Genomic DNA, 15,983 nt, shown 5'->3' with positions numbered 1-15,983 from the left:
CGCGGCGGCCCACCGGCCACGTCCTGGTGCTCATCGAATGAGGTTGAGGTGGATGTTCCCCCGTTGATCCGGCTGGCCGGCATGCCGTCGGAGGTGCTACGCGAGCTGCGTTTCCACGAGGCATGGCAGGCGGTGGAGCGACAGCTCCAACTGCGGCGCAGGCTGAGGACCGAGAGCGAGGCTCTGAGCGACGACCTGTACGGCGTGATCGCAAGCCTGGCCGACGATCCCGTCAAGCCGTTCATGGTCGGCCTGCGCCGCGCCCTCTACCAGGGGCGGGCGCCCACCGCGCGCGAGTGGAGCCCGGACACGCGAAAGGCGCTGGCACAGGACCTCGCCGACAGGGTGGAGCAGTGGCTGGCGCTGCACGCGCGGCTACGCGCGGGTGAGCACGACCTGGACGAACTGGTGAGATCCGAGACCGACGCCCGCGCCGCCCGGTTGCGCGAGATGGCCTCGGCCCCCGCCTTCCGGCGCGGGCTCCTGCAGGCCAGTGCCGCCCTCTCGGACGACCTGGACAAGTGGCTGGCCGACCCGCATCGTGGCGCTCCGCACCGGCTGGCGGCGGCCCTGGCCAAGTATCTGACCCGCGCCGCGGCCAAGACCAGCCCTTTCAGCACGTTCATGGTGACCGGGCGCGGCACGTGGAGCGAGGACGATATCGCGGTCCGTCGGCTCGCCGATGGGGTGCGTGGCGCGCGCGGCGTGCTGCAGCTGGGGCACGTGACCCGGTCGGACCTGCACGCGGCCCTGGTGGCGAGCGATCGCACCCGGCGCGCTCTGTTCGTCCGGGTCAATCCGAGCGTGGTCGTCGACCGTGACCGGCTGCGCTTCCTCGGCCACCCGCCCGAGGAGCCGATGATCACGATCAATGGCACGCCGGCGATCCATGCCTGCCTGGACTTGCTTGCCGGTACCGCTGCCGGTACCGCTGCCGGAACGCTCGGAGACCTCGCCGGACGGCTGGCGGAGCGAGGCAAGGCCGATCCTGCTCAGGTCGACGCCTTCCTCGATCACCTCGTCGAGATCGGCCTGCTGCAGGTCGCGCCCCAACCCGGCGGGCAGGTCACCACGCCGGGGGAGACCGCGCGCTGGTTGCGGTCGCTCGGCGCGGACTTCGTCCACGAGGGCGCGCTCGTCCAGACCGTCAGCGATCGGCTGAGCATCGACGTGCCGATCGACGATGTCGAGGGCCACCGACGCCGCCTGAACGACGTCCGCCGCGCGCTCGCCGACCTGTCGGACCATCTGGGACAGCCCGTCGCGTCGGCCGGAGGCCAGGCCACCTTCGACACCGCCGTGGCCGAGAGCCCGCTGGCGGCTTTCGGGCGCAGCGCCTGGCGGCCCGTCATGGACGATCTGCAGGTCCTCCGCCGGTGGCTGGCGGTGTTCAGCCCCAGCCTGGAGTTGAAGATCGCTCTGGACGCGTGGTGGACCCGGCGGCCGTCCGCCGATCAGCGGATGCGTTACCTGGACTTCTACCACGAGGTCATGCAGGAGGTGGCCGGCGGCTCCCCCGAGGGCAGGACGATCGGCCGCCTGTGGCACTCGCCGTCGGAGCGGCGGGAGAGCGGGTCGGCACGCGCCGATGAGCTCCACGCCCTACGGGATGACGCCGCCCGCGTGCTCTGGGGTGAGCAGGCCGGTCACGAGACCGTCGACATCGATCCCCAGCGGCTCGCCGACGCGGTGGCCGGTTTCCCCCCGTGGGTGGACGAACTGCACTCGCTCGAGGTGTACGGCCAGCCGCTGCTGGAGCAGGCGGGGCCCGAGTTCGTGGTCAACAACGTCTTCATCGGATACGGCAAGGGGCACCGCCGCGTGGACGGCCTGGCGGGACGTCGTGCGGAGCCATGGGTGATCCCCGGCGACTTTCCGTTGTTCGCGGGGCTCGGCGGCTCTCTCGGCACCTCGCTGAACGTCCGGGAGCCCTGTGTGCCGTACGAGATCGTCTACCCGTGGCACGGTGACGCGCGACCGGGCATCCGCGGGATCGATCTGCGGGATCTGTGGGTGGAGCGCGACCATGCCCGCGGCCTCCTGCGGTTGCGTGCGAGTGGCCTCGATCGGGAGATCAGACCGCTACATCTCGGCATGAGCGCACCTTGGACCCTGCCACGTGCGGCCCAGCTACTCGTGAAAGGGTTCGGCGAGGACGCTCCCCAGCCGATCGCCGCCCTCGCGCCCCGCGGGCACCGGTCCGGAACGCGCGGCAGGGAGGTGATCTCGCGGGCGCGAGTGGGACGCGTGACGGTACGACGAGCCGCCCGGCACAAAGCGCCGCCGGCCATCCCCGCGCCCAAGGCCGGCGAGCGGGAGGCCGCCTATCTGCTGCGCCTGACCGAGTGGCGGCAGATCGCCGGAATCCCGGAGACCTGCTACGTGAAAAGCCTGTTCAAGAGCCGTTCCCGGGCACGGACCGGCGAGCATAAGCCGCTCTTCATCGATTTCGCCAACCCCTTCCTCGTGCGGGTTTTCACCGATTTCCTGCGATCCCCCCACGACGTGGTCCTCTTCGAGGAGGCACTGCCGGATCCGGTGACGGCGCACGAGAACCACGGCGGAGGTCACGTCATGGAGATGATGCTGGACGTCTCGGCGTGGGATCGCCTGACATGAGCGGCGGCCAGTGGGTGAGCGCGCACGTCTTCTACCACGGTGATCAGGACAGCCTGATCACCCGGCTGATCAGGGAGATCGTGGACGACCTTGCCGCGGAGGGCCTCGGCCGGGACTTCTTCTTCCTTCGCTATTGGGAGGCAGGACCGCACGTGCGGTTACGCGTACGGGCCGAGCCATCCGACCACGCCGGAGTCCGCCGCCTGATCGAGAAGAGAAGCCGCCGCTTCTTCCAGACGTGGCCCTCCGAGACCCGGATCAGTCAGACCGAGTACGAGCGGTCGGCCGCCGAACTGGCCCGCGGGGAACAGATGACGGAGTTCGCCCCCACCCTGGCCTCGAACGACTCCGTGGCGTTCATCCCCTATCGCAGGGAGTACCACCGCTACGGGCGCCCCGCGATGGCGGCGGTGGAAGAGCACTTCGTGGACTCCAGCAGGATCGTCCTGGCCATGCTCGAAGCGGGGATCACCGCAGAGCAGCGCGTCACCGCCGGCGTCGCGATGTACATCATCGTCCGGCTCCGGCTCGCGGCACCGCCGACGGCGTCGCAAGAGCATGCGGAGGCCTACGCGCGGCAGCGCGACATCCTGCTACCGCTGGGGCGGCGCCTGCGCGGGCTGGTCGACCACACGGATCAGGTGACACGCGACGACGGTCTGGCCGGTTGGTCGCGGACGACGGCGAAACTGCGCAAGGCGCTGCAGGTGGACCCGGACAGGACGGCAGCGGTGCTGACCACCTGCGCGCACCTCGCCGCCAACCGCCTGGGCATCGACCTGTGGACCGAGCGATACGCGTCCTCCCTGGCCGCATGGACCGTGCATGAACTGCGTGAGGAAGAGCATCGGGCATGACACCACCGATCGAGGAAATGGTCAGGCTGAGGCCGGAGGTGGCGGGAACGCTCGCTCCAGACGGCTCTTACCACCTGCTCAGCTGGCCGCACAGCACATGTCTGGGTCGCCTGACCGCAGACCAGCACGCGCTGCTGCGGCGCTTGGGACAGGAGTCCGTCCCCCTCGGCGAGCTGCGAACTCATCCCGGCTTCTTCACTCAGCTGGAGCTGCTGCGGACGGGCGGCTGGTTGCACGTCACCGTGGCCGCCGCCGGCCGGAAGGTCTACACCGTTGAGCCGGAGCGGTCGCAGGAGCCCCATCAGGGAGAGCCACCCGGCCGCCTGACCCTGTCGAGGTTCGCGATCGCTCGCAGGGACGGCGGCGAGGTGGTCGTGGAGTCCCCGCTGTCCTGGTGTCGCGTCCGGCTGCACGAGCGCCGCGCCGTGGTTCTGCTCGCCGCCGACCGGCCGGTCGACGATGATCCGGCGCTTGTCCGGCTCCGTCAGGACCTTTGGGCGGCCGGCCTCGCCGTACCGGAGGACGACGAGGCGGCCGGGCCGCCCGAGCGCCTGTGGCAGCCGCATGAGCTGTGGTTCCACCATCGCAGCCGCACCCGGCTGCCTGGAGTCCCGTACGGCAAGGGCGACTGGACGGCCGGCGTGTTCGCCCCGCCGGGGGCGCGTCGTGAGCCGTTCGGGGGCGAGATCGTCGAGCTGGCCCGGTCTGATCCGGGCCGCCGGTACGCCGCCGAACCTCGCCTGACCGAGGTGCTGGAGGAGCGGCGATCGATTCGCGGGCACGACGACGGCGCCCCGCTGACCGCCGCGGGCCTCGGAGAGTTCCTCCACCGTTGCGCGGGCAACCGCGGCATCTACCGGATCGACGGCGTCCAGCACGTGAGCCGGCCCTATCCGGCCGGCGGAGCCATGCACGAGCTGGAGATCTACCCGGTGGTCCGGAAAGTCTCCGGGCTTGAGCCCGGTTTGTATCACTACGACCCTCAGGATCACCGGCTGGAGCGGCTGTCCGGGACCACACCCCAGGTGCGGCGGCTCCTGCGCGCCGGGGCGATGGCGGCGGCCACCGTGCAGGAACCGCAGGTGCTCCTCGTGATCGCCGCCCGGTTCGGACGGGTCATGTCGGGCTACCAGGCGATGGCGTACTCGCTGGTCATGAAGCACGTCGGAGTGCTCTACCAGACGATGTACCTGGTGGCCACCGCGATGGGATTGGCACCCTGCGCCCTGGGCGACGGTGACGGTGGCGCGTTCGCCGCGGCGACGGGGCTCGACCCGTTGGAGGAGGGGGCGGTGGGCGAGTTCGCCCTCGGATCACGTTACGCGGAGGTGCGGCCATGAGGGTGCGCTGGCGTGAGGACGCCTATGCCGCCGCGGACGGCGACGGCGTTCACATCCTGACGCATCGCGGGCTCGCGCGGATCGACGGCGCCTCGATCGCCGGATGGGTCGACCGGCTGGCCCCGTTCCTCGACGGCGAGCGCACGGTCGGCGAACTGACCGCCGGGTTGCCGCCTGCCCGTGGCGATGCGGTGCGGAAGGTCATCGACCTGCTTCTGGAATGCGACGCCGTCCAGATGGTCGCCGAGGAACCGCCGCGCACACCCGGAGGTGACTTCCTCGGCTGCTTCCGGACTCCTGCGGTCGCCACGTTCGATGACTACCGGCGCCTGCGTGTAGCGCTCGTCGGTGCCGAGCCCATGCTGGAGTCCCTGGCGCGAGCGGCGAGGGTGTCGGGTCTGGAGAACGTCACGAGGATCGACATCAGCGCGCCCCGGGGAACGCCGCCGCCCGAGGGCATCGGCCCGCCCGAGGGAACCGAGCTGGTGCTCTACGCCGGCGACGGGCCGTCGGCCCTGCCGCTGAACCGCATGTGCGCGCGGCGCCGGATCCCCCTGGCCTTGCTGGTGCACACCGGCGACGCCACCTGGCTCGTGCCCCCGGGAGGACCCGACTGGGAGGACGCCTGGCGTCGGCTGGGCTCTCCGACCGGCCACGTCGCCGCGGCACCATCCGGTGCGGCGGCCCGCCTGGTCCATGCCGCTTTCCGGGTGATGACGGGCGTCATGCCGGACACCGAACGTGACCATTTAGTCCGGATCGGTCCGGACGGGTATACGAGCACGCGGCACGCGTGCCTGCCGCACCCCGCGCGCGCGACGGCGGCGGGCGGCTCGCCGCAGAGCTTCCACCGGCGCCTGCGTGACCTGCGAGCCGGCCGGCCCGTCGACGACGCCACGTTCCTTCGTGACATCGCTGCCTGCTACGACGAGCATCTGGGCCTGTTCACCCTCGCCGAGGCCGCGGGCCCGCAGACACCGCTGAACGTCTGCCGCGCCGTGCTCAAGGGAACACCGGACATGGACGTGCTCGGGGTGGGGTTCGGGTACGACGCGGCGACCGGCGACGCCGCCCGCAAGGCTCTGGCCGCCTACGCACTGCGCGAGGCCACCGAACAGGGCGGCCACCTGTGGGCGTACGAGATCGACGATCCGGATGCCGTTCGCTCACTGCGCGTGCCCGGCGCGTTCGGCACGACGGACGCGGGACTCGCGGCCGGCTCCCACTGGGAGCAGGCCGTCGGCGAGGGCCTGGCCGATCAGTGCCTGCGGCTGACTCTGGCTGAGCTGCGGTCGCGCTCGGAACCGTGCCCGCGCGTCGACGTCGCCACGGCCGACCTGCCCGCGGAGGGCCGGAGGTGCCGGGATGTCCTCGCCCGGCTCGATCAGCTGCCCGACGTGTACGACGTCACCGGTCCGCTGGGCGTCCCGGCCGTCGTCTGCTGCGCCGGGACGGTCACCGTCGGCTACTTCGCCGCGCTGAACCCGGCGAAGGCTCTGCAGAAAGGACTCAAAGCGGTGCTGCTGCACCTGCAATCCCCGCAACGGACCCCGGTGGAGCCCTTCCCGGATCAGTTGCGCGGCGCCCGGTGCCGACCCATGCTCCCCGGCCTCGGCGCGTCACAGGTGGCGTCGCGGCTGCGCGCCCGCGGCTTGGTGGCGCTGACCGCGCCCCTCGACCGTGATCCCGCCATCGCCGAGCTCATGCCGTACCTGGCCAAGGTGGTGATCGAAGATGCGTGAAGTGGCGTTGGTCGGGCGGGGAATGCTGCACGAGGCGATCGCCGCGGAACTGAGCGGCGACCGAATCGTCAGCCGGTACGCGACCGCGGAGGAGCTCACCGGCTCTCCCGGCCTGCTCATCGCGGCCGACGACGGCTGGAACACCGAGCGCACCCGGGAGATGCGGGCGGCGGCCACCGAATTCGGGGTCCCCTGGCTGCGCGTCCGTACCGAGCTGAACCGCGTCGTCGTCGGCCCGCTGGAAACCCCCGGCCAGGCGGGATGCGTCTCCTGCGCCGAACGCCGCCGGCGCCGCCTGCGGAGCGATCCGGCCGGGCACCGGGCCGTCCTGCGACAGCACCGCACCGCCCTGCGCGAGCGCCCGTCGTCGTGGCTCACCCCGCTGGGAGCCCTGCTGGTCGCCGAACTCGTCGCAGCGGAAACGGCACTGCTGGCCGTAGGCCGCCCGCTCCGTACCCGGGAGGCATTCTTCCTGGTGAATCTGGAATCGCTGGACGTCGGCCTGCACACCTTCCTGCCCGACGACTTCTGCCCCACGTGCGGTGATGCTCCGGCGGACAGCGCCGGGCGCGCGACGCCGACGCTGGAACCCCGGCCCATGTATCGGGAGCGGACCTTCCGGACGCGGGACGTCGCCGATGAACTGGCCGACCTGGAGAAACTGTACGTCGACAGGGAGTCCGGGCTCGTCGGCGAGCTCACCGAGTGGACGGCGGGCGGTCTGGTCGTCACGTCGGCGGCGGTGGGGGCACGGGCCGGCGGTGAGGTGGCCGGCTACGGGCGAGCCGGCACCCGGGCCGCCAGCCGGCTCGTCGCGCTGCTGGAAGGCGTCGAACGCTACGGCGGCGCCCCCGGCGCGTGCCGGACGGAGGTGCGCGCCCCGTACGCCGACATCGCCGACAGCGCGCTGGACCCGCGCACCCTCGGCCTGTACCCCGAGGAGCGCTACGACCTGCCGGGATTCCCGTACCGTCCCTTCGACGTGAACGAGCCCCGCGCCTGGGTGTGGGGGTACTCCTTCGCCCGGCAAGCGCCGATCCTGGTGCCGGAGCGCTGCGCCTACTATCAGCACGCGCACTCCACCGGCCACGACCACGGGCTGGTCTACGAGATCTCCAACGGATGCGCGCTCGGAGGATCGCTGGAGGAGGCGATCCTGCACGCCATCATGGAGGTCGCTGAACGCGACGCCTTCCTCCTCACCTGGTACTGCCGGTTGCCCGCCCCGCGCATCGACGTGTCCGCCGCCGCCGACCGTCGCCTGCCGCTGTGGCGCGCGGCGCTCGAGGCCGAGACCGGGTACGCCGTGTCGCTCTACGACATCAGCGTTGAGCAGCGGATCCCCTGCGTGTGGGCCATGGCGGTGAATCCCAGCGACAACGGCCGGCCCGCGACGATCAGCGCCGCAGGGTCCAGCCCGGACCCCGAACGCGCCATCGCCAACGCGCTCACCGAACTCGCTCCTGACATCACCCCGATGGCGGACCGGTATGCCCGGGAGAGGGACCGGGCACAGGCGATGGTGGCCGATCCAGGACTCGTCAGGGACATGGACGACCACTCCCTGCTCTACGCGCACCCGGACGCTGCCCGGCGGCTCGACTTCCTGACCCGGTCATCCGGCGTCCGCAAGCCCGCCGACATGGGGATCCCCGGCGCCTTCGACGACGCCGATCTGACCGAAGTGCTCACCGAGACGGTGGGACGCTACCTGGACACCGGACTGGACGTCATCATGATCGATCAAACCGGTTCCGAGCACCGGGCGGGCGGCTTCGCCTGCGTGAAGGTGCTGATTCCCGGCACCCTGTCGATGACGTTCGGGCACGACAACCGGCGCATGGACGGCCTCCCGCGGCTCCTGACCATGCCCCGGCTGCTCGGACACCGCGACCGGGACCTCACGCCCGGCGACCTCAACGCCGACCCCCATCCCTTCCCATGACGGCCCGCGCGGTGCTCCGCCGCATGATGACGTGGTTCCGGCCGCATCGATGGCGGGTCGCGGCCTCGCTGGTCGTCGTGCTGATCTCCGTTCCCCTCGGGGTCGTCAGCCCGCTTCTGACCAGGGGGGTCATCGACCAGGGCCTGATGCGCGGCGACTTCGCGACGCTGACGACGCTGTGCGCCCTCATGGTCGTGGTGGGGATCGTGAACAGCGCTCTGGCCGTCGGCAACGTGGCGCTCACCAACAGCATCGGCCAGCGGGTGACCGCCACGTTGCGCGCCGGCGTGTACGAGCGCGCCCAGGCGCAGGAGCTGGACTTCTACACGGAGGAGAGCACGTCCGAGGTTCAGGCGCGGCTGGTCAGCGACATCGACGGGGTGGACCGGTTCGTCACCAACATCGTCCAGCAGTCCCTCGCCGCGGCGACCGCCCTGGCCGCCTCCGGCATCGCGATGCTGGTACTGAGCTGGCCGCTGGCCCTGCTCTCCTTCGTCCTGGCGTACCTGCTGGCGCTGCTCAATCACCGCTTCGCCCAGAGGCGCCAGGACCTGGCGCGGCAGCGGCAGCGGCTCGTGACCTCGATGCTCCGCTTCGCCGCTGATGACCTCACGCTGGGCGGGATCATCCTGGGCAGGACGCTGCACCGTACGCGGTGGCAGCGCGAACGGTTCGTCGAGCTGTGCCGGCGGTTGAGCGAGGTCACCATCCGGCAGCGGGTGACGGGCGCGGCCGCCTATGTGATCATCGGAGTGTCGTTCGCCTGTGTCCCTCCTCTGGTCTACTGGCTGGCCGGCACCACGGTCACGGGGCTGAGCGTCGGGACAGTGATCGTCCTGGTGATGCTCCAACTCCAGCTGTCCGAGCCCATCCAGACGATGCTCCAGCTCTCCGGCGGGTTCCACGTCTCGCTGGCCAAGTTCGAGCGCGTCATCGAATATCTGGACATGCCGGTGTCGCTGGCGCCCGACGCGGGCACCGTCACGTCGCCTCCGCGGGCGGGGGTCGGCGTCACCCTCCGCGGCGTGGGTCATTCCTATGGGGCGCGGACCGTCCTCAGCGAGATCGACCTGGAACTGCCCGCCGGCTCGGTGACGGTCGTGCGCGGCCGCACCGGATCGGGCAAGAGCACCTTGGGCCTGATCACAGCCGGTCTCCTGCGCCCGGCCACCGGAACCGTGCACGTCCACGGCGCAGGGGACGCGGAGCTACGGGAGGTGGCCACCATCGTCCCGCAGCACACCACGCTGTTCGACACGTCCATCAGGGAGAATCTGACGTTCGCCCGCGACGACGTGACCGAGCAGGACATCGACCGCGCACTCGCCGCCGTCCGCCTGGACGGCCTGGTGGCGAAGCTGCCGGACGGCCTGGACACCACCATCGGTCAGGAGGGACATCAACTGTCGGGCGGCGAGCGGCAACGCCTGGCCGTGGCCAGGGCACTCCTTGCTCCCTGGCAGGTGCTCATCGTCGATGAGGTCACCAGCGCCCTCGACGGCGTCACCTCCGACGAGGTGTACGACGCCCTCCGCGCCTACTGCAGGGAACGCACCCTGGTGATCATCGCGCATCGGCTCCCGCGGCTCCGGGACACGGACCGCGTGGTGACGGTCCATCAGGGACGCATGGTGAGGGAGGCGCCCGACGGCCTGCTCACTCCGCTCTGATCCGCCGTGGCCGCCGATCATTGCGCCGCCTCGCGGGCGTCGAGGAGCGCGTCCATGTGCGTCTCGGCCCAGGCGCGGGCCGCGTCCAGCAGGTCGAGGAGGCTGCGGCCGAGCGGGGTCAGGGCGTACTCGACGTGCCTCGGCCCGGCGCGTTCCGTACGGACGACGAAGCCGTCGCGCTCCAGCGCGCGCAGCGACTTCGTGAGGACCTTGGGGGTGACGGTCCGCAGCGGGACCATCAGCTCGGAGAACCGCCGCGGGCCTTCCTCAAGGCACTGAATGATCATCCCGCCCCATTTGTCCCCCACCCTGATCGGCATCACCTCGGAGGGACAGACCGGGTCGAACATCTCCGGATCCAGCGGCTCACGCACAGCCTCACCGTAACTGTCCAGGCGGTAACCATGCATCCGGCTACCTTGCCGGTCATGAGCAGAATCGCAGTGTTCGGCGCGGGCGGCCGGGCCGGTAGGGCGGCCGTGGGGGAGGCCCTGCGACGGGGCCACGAGGTGATGGCGGTCGTCCGCGACCCGGCCACGGTCGTAGCAGGAGCGGACATGGCGCCCGGCGACGTCACCGACCCCGGCGCCATCGCCCACCTCACCACCGGCCACGACGCCGTCATCATGACCGCCTACGCCACCCCACCCGAGACGTTCTTCCCAGCCGCCGCCAAGGCCCTCATCGACGGCTTGAGCCGCTCAGGCGTGCCTCGCCTGATCGTCGTGGGGCTGGCGGCCACCCTGCGGACCGCCGGCGGAACCCGCCTGATGGACGCCCCGGGCTTCCCACCGGAGTACCGCCCCCTCTGCCTGGGCCACGCCGCGATGGCGACCGGGTTGCGCGCCTCGGCGCTGGACTGGCTGATCGTCAGCCCGGCCGGCGACTTCGACCCCACCGCCCCCCGAACCGGCCGCTACTCGATCACGGCCGCCGACCCGGCCGGCCGCATCTCCTACACCGACCTGGCCGTCGCTCTCCTGGACGAGATCGACACTCCTCACCACCACCGCACCCACATCGGCGTCGAGGCGGCCTGACTCACCGCGGACTCACCGCGGACGCACTGCGGGTGGGAAACAGGCGGGCCAGGGCCAGGGTGCTGAGGGCGAACATCAGGACGCCCAAGGGGACGTGGAGCGGGGTCAGGCCCGCGATGCCCGACGCCACCTGCACCGAGGCCAGGACGAGGAAGCCGGCGGCGTACAGGATGGGGCGGGGGCCGCCGCCGCCGGGACGCCAGGCCAGGACGGCGGCGAGCAGGTACAGCACGGTCGTGCCGTACGTCACGTACGAGCCGATGTGGTGCAGCTCCGATTCGTGCGACGAGGCCAGCAGCACGCCGGCGGTGATCGCCTGGAAGAAGAGGGCCACGGTCTGTACGGCGACCGCGATCCTCAGGAAGGTGCGGCCGCCGGCCGTCGGGCTCTGCTCGTTCATCACTGGCTCCTGCCTGCTCGGCGTCGCTTCGTATACAAGACGCCCGCTTCGCCGGCCACGTGACATCCGAAGCCGGTGGCGTACATCACAAAAGTGGGGGGTTGGGCGCCCGGCGGACGATCACCATGGCGGAAGGGACGGTGAGGCCGCGCGCACCCTCATCCTGCCCGCCCGGAGCCCGCCGGCTCCTGGGTGAACCTGGCCAGGAGGACCGCCAGCCTGTGCTCCTGGACCTCGCGGGGGATGCGGCCACCGCGCATCAGCGTGACCTGGCCGTGCAGGGCGGCCCAGAGGATCTCGGCCAGCATCTCGGGGGCGGTGTCGTGGGCGTAGGGGCGTACGGCCGCGACGAACTCGCCGAACGCCTCCTTCAGCGCCGGCGGGGCCTCCGGGGTGGCGAAGGGCAGGTCGACGTGGCGGCTGAACATGGCCTCGTAGAGGGCGGGCCGCTGCTCGGCGAAGGCCACGTACGCGGTGCTGAGCCCGGCGAGTGCGGCGGCGGGGTCGTGGGCGGCGGTGCGGGCGGCGTGCAGCTCGGCGGCCAGGTCGGTGATGCCTTCGAGGGCGACGGCGGTGACGATGGCGTCCTTGCCCTTGAAGTGGCTGTAGAGGACGGGCTGGCTGTATTCGACCTCCTCGGCCAGCCGCCGCGTGGTGACCGCCTCCCAGCCCTCGGTCTCGGCCAGCTCGCGCGCGGCGGCGATGATCAGCTTTTCTCGCTGGGCGCGTTCGCGTTCCTTACGGCTCTGGATCGACATGACACCAAATCTAGCACCGCTAGAACAATTGCCGCCGCTCTGCTAGCGTCGTACTTGTTCCTAGCAGTGCTAGTTTTTTGGGAGTCACGTCATGCTCACCGTTGTCGCCTACGGTCTCGCCATCCTCATCAACGCGCTCTGCCTGCTCATCGGGGTCCGTTTCCTGTTCCAGCCGTACGCGGCCGCCACCGGTTACGGCGTGCCCGCCACGACCGACCGCGCGTACCTGACGATCAAGGGCGTGCGCGACGGCACGTACGGGCTGATCGGCCTGGCTCTGCTGGCCTTCGTCGGCGCGCGGGCCGAAGCCTGGTTCATGCTGCTCGCCGCCTTGGCGCCGCTGGCCGACACCGTCATCGTGCTGCGCAACGGCGGCACCAAGGCCACCGCCTTCGGCGTCCATTTCGCCACCGCGGTCCTCGTGCTGCTCGACGCCGCCCTGCTGTTCGCCGTCTGACCCGCGTCCACCGATCCGCCGCGAGCCCGGGTCGGCGGGTCTAGGATGACTGCCTCATGAGCAGATCGGGGCGCGTCGAAAGAGCCGCATTCGCCATATTGCCGACGTTCCTGCACGGCCTGGTGTGGAGATACCGCGAGATGCTGAAGTTCGCGGTGGTGGGCGGAGCGGCGTTCCTGGTGGACAACGCGGTCTTCTACGGCCTGAAACTGACCGTCCTGGAGCCCAAGCCGGTGACCGCCAAGGTCATCGCCGTGCTGGTGGCCACCATCGTGTCGTACGTCCTCAACCGCGAATGGTCGTTCCGTACGCGGGGCGGTCGCGAGCGCCATCACGAGGCGGCGCTGTTCTTCCTGGTCAGCGGCGTCGGTTTGGTGCTCAGCTCGGTGCCGCTGTGGATCTCCAGGTACGTCCTCCTCCTGGAGACCCCCCACGTCACCCTGCTCACCCAGGAGATCGCCGACTTCACCAGCGCCCAGCTCATCGGCACCCTGGTCGCGATGATCTTCCGCTTCTGGGCGTTCCGCAAGTGGGTCTTCCCCGACGAAGACACGAACCCCCGTCACCTCCGCCTTGCCCCGACCCCCAAGGACGAGGCGGCATGACGAGGACCTGTGCTCTCACCGCAGCGGCAGCCATCCTGGTCGCCTCGACGACGACCGGCTGCACGGCATGGTGCGAGACACAGGCGCGGCAGGAGATCGACCAGCTCAAGCAGATCGTGATGGACCCTCTCCCCAAAGCCGTCTCCGAGTCTGCGTCGACGGTGTGAGCGCTGAACGGGCCGGCCGAGGGGTCTACCTGAGGATCAGCGACGCTGGGGACGGCTCCATGGACATCTTGGCCGCGTTCACGGGCTGACCGAACCGGCCGTTGCTCGGGGTCGGTGGCGGAGGTGTCACAGGGGGAGGTCGGCTCTCGTCTTAGAGGTGACTGCTGACCACACAAAGGAGCACATCATGGAAGCCCGTCTCGACGTCATGAGCCAGCCGACCACCGGCAAGCTCGTGAAGCACCTCATGTCCGCCGGCAAGATTCTGCAGGAGAGCGGCCTGCCTCAGAGCACCCAGGAGCTCGTGGCGCTGCGCATCAGCCAGATCAACGGTTGCGCCGTCTGCGTCGACATCCACACCAGGAACGCCGTCCAAGCGGGCGAGAAGCCCGAACGCCTCCACATGGTCGCCGTCTGGCGGGAGGCGACGATCTTCACCGAGGCCGAGCGTGCCGCCCTCCGCCTGGCCGAAGAGGGCACCCGCATCGCCGACGGCGCCCCGGGCGTCACCGACGAGACCTGGGCCCAGGCCGCCGAGCACTACGACGAGGACCAGCTCGCCGCCCTGGTCTCCCTCGTCTCCCTCATGAACACCGTCAACCGCCTGAACGCCATCACCCGCCGTCCCGCGGGCGGCCACCGCCCTGAGCCCGTGCCGTCCTCGGTCTGAGAACTGGCCCGGCGCCCGGGACGTACGCGATCATGGGGGTGACCCGAGCCCCTGGAGGGCGCATGAAGCAGTTCACCGACCGGCGCATCGTGTTACTCGGCTGGAGCGGTTTCGTCTTCGTCCCGGCGCTGGTCAACGTCGCCGTCGACGTCATGGAGGACCCGGGGCAGATCACGGCCGAGTACGTGACGCTCCGCCTCGCGGTCTACGTGGTCTTCTGGTTCGCTGGGGTCGCCCTCATCAGGCGGTTCATGCGTCACCAGGGGTGGACGCCGGTGAAGCCGCCGCTCGGCGATCCCTGGATGCCGGCCTCTCAGGAACGGTGACCACGACCTCGTGTACTCAGCCGCCCCCTGAACGGACGCACGGTCCTGGAGGCCGGAACGGGCATGCCGGTCCTGCGGACATGATCCAGCCCCATGAGGGTTCCGCCAGGCCACCGCGCGGACGCGGTGACCCTTGATGTGGCCGAAAGCAGGGACAGGGACCCTGCTTTCGGCCGGTACCCGGCACCGGGCGGCCTTGCAGGATGAGGCCCCATGTCACGCGAACATCTCCCCAATGCCTCGCCTCCTCAGCGTCCCCCGCACGACGCGCCCGCCTCAGGGCGGCCCCGTATCGTCGCGCTCGACGTGCTCCGCGGGTTCGCGTTGTGCGAGATCCTGCTCGCCAACATCCAGCTCATGGCCACCGGCGGCTCCGCCGTCGCGGTGCAGCCCATGGGCGACTGGGACCCGTGGCTCGGGCTGCCGATCTTCTCCCTGCTGTTCGGCATCGGGTTCGCGCTGCTGCTGGACTCCGCCGCGGGCCGCGTCGCCCGTCCTCGGGTGGTGCTGCTGCGCCGGCTCGCGGCGCTGCTCGTGATCGGCCTCCTGCACATGCTGCTGTGGCCGGGCGAGATCCTGGCCGACTACGCCGTCGTCGGCATGCTGGTGCTGCTGCCCTCGACCTGGCTGCCTCGCTGGGCCACGGCGGGCCTCGCCGCCGTGCTGATCCTGGGGGCACTCGTCCTCAGCGGGGGCGGGCCGTTGCTGATCGCCGGGCTGTTCCTGCTGGGCTCGGCACTGGTGCGGTACAAGGTGATCGAGAGGATCGAGCGGTCCACCCGAGGGCCGATCCTGCTGGGCCTGTCCTTCGCCGTGGGCCTGGCCGCCGCTCTGTGGGTGCGGGACAGCATGCGGGCCGTGGGCACAACGACGTACCTGACCTCGATGTCCAGCCTCGCCGACCTGCTGCTCGTCGGCGTGTACGTGTGCGGCCTGCTGGCCCTGCTCAGGACGCCGCTGCGACCGGTGCTGCGGTTCGTGCTCGCGCCACTGGGCCGGATGGCGCTGACCCATTACCTGGGCGCCACCCTCCTCGTCCTGGCGGCCGCCCGCGTCCTCGGCCTGCCGATCGGCGAGTCCTTGACGGCGGCGTACTGGACGGCGGGCGTCATCCTGGCGGCCCAGTGGCTGTTCTCCGCCCTTTGGCTGCGCCGCCACCGGCAGGGCCCCCTCGAATGGCTCTGGCGCTGGGCCACCTGGGGCCATCGGCCGTCCGTCTCATAGCATGGCGAATCGGCGACCCGTCCGCTCGGCGGCAGCCTGCTCACCGTCGAGGGGGAGCAGTACGGCGCGATCCTGACCACGAACGCCTGCGTCGGCCGGGCCGTGGCCGGCTACCTGATCGACCTCAAGGCGCCGGCCGAAGGGGCCCGCTGCAGGCTCTGAC

The 15,983-nt window shown here is 70.8% G+C and carries 17 protein-coding genes; 14 read left to right on the top strand and 3 right to left on the bottom strand.

Annotated elements, in window-relative coordinates:
* Positions 1–48: 48 nt before the first annotated feature.
* Genes AB0K28_RS09365 through AB0K28_RS09340 form a run of 6 tightly spaced genes read left to right on the top strand, consistent with a single transcriptional unit; the run spans position 49 to position 10,173 of the window.
* Positions 49–2,619: a lantibiotic dehydratase gene (locus AB0K28_RS09365; RefSeq protein ID WP_364367164.1), complete on the top strand. Its 2,571-nt coding sequence runs from the start codon at positions 49–51 to the stop codon at positions 2,617–2,619.
* Positions 2,616–3,476: a thiopeptide-type bacteriocin biosynthesis protein gene (locus tag AB0K28_RS09360; RefSeq protein WP_364367161.1), complete on the top strand. Its 861-nt coding sequence runs from the start codon at positions 2,616–2,618 to the stop codon at positions 3,474–3,476. The genes AB0K28_RS09365 and AB0K28_RS09360 overlap by 4 nt, the downstream gene beginning before the upstream one ends.
* Positions 3,473–4,816 (top strand): SagB family peptide dehydrogenase, encoded by a 1,344-nt coding sequence (locus tag AB0K28_RS09355; RefSeq protein WP_364367158.1) that lies wholly within the window; start codon positions 3,473–3,475, stop codon positions 4,814–4,816. Before AB0K28_RS09360 ends, AB0K28_RS09355 begins: the two co-directional genes overlap by 4 nt.
* Positions 4,813–6,558, top strand: a complete 1,746-nt coding sequence (locus AB0K28_RS09350) for a YcaO-like family protein (RefSeq protein ID WP_364367155.1) — start codon at positions 4,813–4,815, stop codon at positions 6,556–6,558. The genes AB0K28_RS09355 and AB0K28_RS09350 overlap by 4 nt, the downstream gene beginning before the upstream one ends.
* The gene (locus AB0K28_RS09345; protein ID WP_364367152.1) at positions 6,551–8,503 is read left to right on the top strand and encodes a TOMM precursor leader peptide-binding protein; all 1,953 of its coding nucleotides are present in this window, start codon (positions 6,551–6,553) and stop codon (positions 8,501–8,503) included. The genes AB0K28_RS09350 and AB0K28_RS09345 overlap by 8 nt, the downstream gene beginning before the upstream one ends.
* The gene (locus AB0K28_RS09340) at positions 8,500–10,173 is read left to right on the top strand and encodes an ABC transporter ATP-binding protein (protein ID WP_364367149.1); all 1,674 of its coding nucleotides are present in this window, start codon (positions 8,500–8,502) and stop codon (positions 10,171–10,173) included. The genes AB0K28_RS09345 and AB0K28_RS09340 overlap by 4 nt, the downstream gene beginning before the upstream one ends.
* Before the next feature lie 17 nt (positions 10,174–10,190).
* Here the strand turns inward: AB0K28_RS09340 and AB0K28_RS09335 are convergent, their stop codons facing one another.
* Positions 10,191–10,547, bottom strand: a complete 357-nt coding sequence (locus AB0K28_RS09335; RefSeq protein WP_345391754.1) for a helix-turn-helix domain-containing protein — start codon at positions 10,545–10,547, stop codon at positions 10,191–10,193.
* Between the two features lie 54 nt (positions 10,548–10,601).
* Between AB0K28_RS09335 and AB0K28_RS09330 the strand changes: the two genes are divergently transcribed.
* Complete coding sequence (locus AB0K28_RS09330) at positions 10,602–11,213, top strand: NAD(P)H-binding protein (protein ID WP_345391751.1); 612 nt, start codon at positions 10,602–10,604, stop codon at positions 11,211–11,213.
* Between the two features lies 1 nt (position 11,214).
* Here AB0K28_RS09330 and AB0K28_RS09325 read toward each other — a convergent pair whose 3' ends face one another.
* Positions 11,215–11,613, bottom strand: a complete 399-nt coding sequence (locus AB0K28_RS09325) for a hypothetical protein (protein WP_345391748.1) — start codon at positions 11,611–11,613, stop codon at positions 11,215–11,217.
* 158 nt (positions 11,614–11,771) lie between these two features.
* Positions 11,772–12,371, bottom strand: coding sequence for a TetR/AcrR family transcriptional regulator (locus tag AB0K28_RS09320; protein WP_364367144.1), 600 nt, complete (start codon positions 12,369–12,371; stop codon positions 11,772–11,774).
* A 91-nt stretch (positions 12,372–12,462) separates the two neighbouring features.
* On the opposite strand from AB0K28_RS09320, the gene AB0K28_RS09315 reads away from it, so the two are divergent.
* From AB0K28_RS09315 to AB0K28_RS09285, 7 genes are all read left to right on the top strand, one after another.
* Positions 12,463–12,828: a DUF4267 domain-containing protein gene (locus AB0K28_RS09315; RefSeq protein ID WP_345391742.1), complete on the top strand. Its 366-nt coding sequence runs from the start codon at positions 12,463–12,465 to the stop codon at positions 12,826–12,828.
* Positions 12,829–12,884: 56 nt separating this feature from the next.
* The gene (locus tag AB0K28_RS09310; protein WP_364367141.1) at positions 12,885–13,433 is read left to right on the top strand and encodes a GtrA family protein; all 549 of its coding nucleotides are present in this window, start codon (positions 12,885–12,887) and stop codon (positions 13,431–13,433) included.
* Entirely contained in the window at positions 13,430–13,600 is a 171-nt protein-coding gene (locus AB0K28_RS09305) for a hypothetical protein (RefSeq protein ID WP_364367138.1), read from the top strand. Before AB0K28_RS09310 ends, AB0K28_RS09305 begins: the two co-directional genes overlap by 4 nt.
* Positions 13,601–13,787: 187 nt before the next feature.
* Positions 13,788–14,270 (top strand): carboxymuconolactone decarboxylase family protein, encoded by a 483-nt coding sequence (locus tag AB0K28_RS09300; protein ID WP_345391736.1) that lies wholly within the window; start codon positions 13,788–13,790, stop codon positions 14,268–14,270.
* A 62-nt stretch (positions 14,271–14,332) separates the two neighbouring features.
* Positions 14,333–14,596 carry a hypothetical protein gene (locus AB0K28_RS09295; protein WP_364367135.1) on the top strand — a complete coding sequence of 88 codons (264 nt, stop codon included), beginning with the start codon at positions 14,333–14,335 and terminating at the stop codon, positions 14,594–14,596.
* A 213-nt stretch (positions 14,597–14,809) separates the two neighbouring features.
* Positions 14,810–15,820, top strand: a complete 1,011-nt coding sequence (locus tag AB0K28_RS09290; protein WP_364367132.1) for a DUF418 domain-containing protein — start codon at positions 14,810–14,812, stop codon at positions 15,818–15,820.
* Positions 15,821–15,856: 36 nt separating this feature from the next.
* Positions 15,857–15,982 (top strand): alpha/beta hydrolase, encoded by a 126-nt coding sequence (locus tag AB0K28_RS09285; protein ID WP_364368016.1) that lies wholly within the window; start codon positions 15,857–15,859, stop codon positions 15,980–15,982.
* The last annotated feature ends 1 nt before the right edge of the window (position 15,983 follow it).

Origin of the sequence: Nonomuraea sp. NPDC049504 (assembly GCF_040676845.1) — a bacterium.
GTDB lineage: Bacteria > Actinomycetota > Actinomycetes > Streptosporangiales > Streptosporangiaceae > Nonomuraea > Nonomuraea salmonea.
This window is presented reverse-complemented; position numbering and strand designations above follow the sequence as displayed.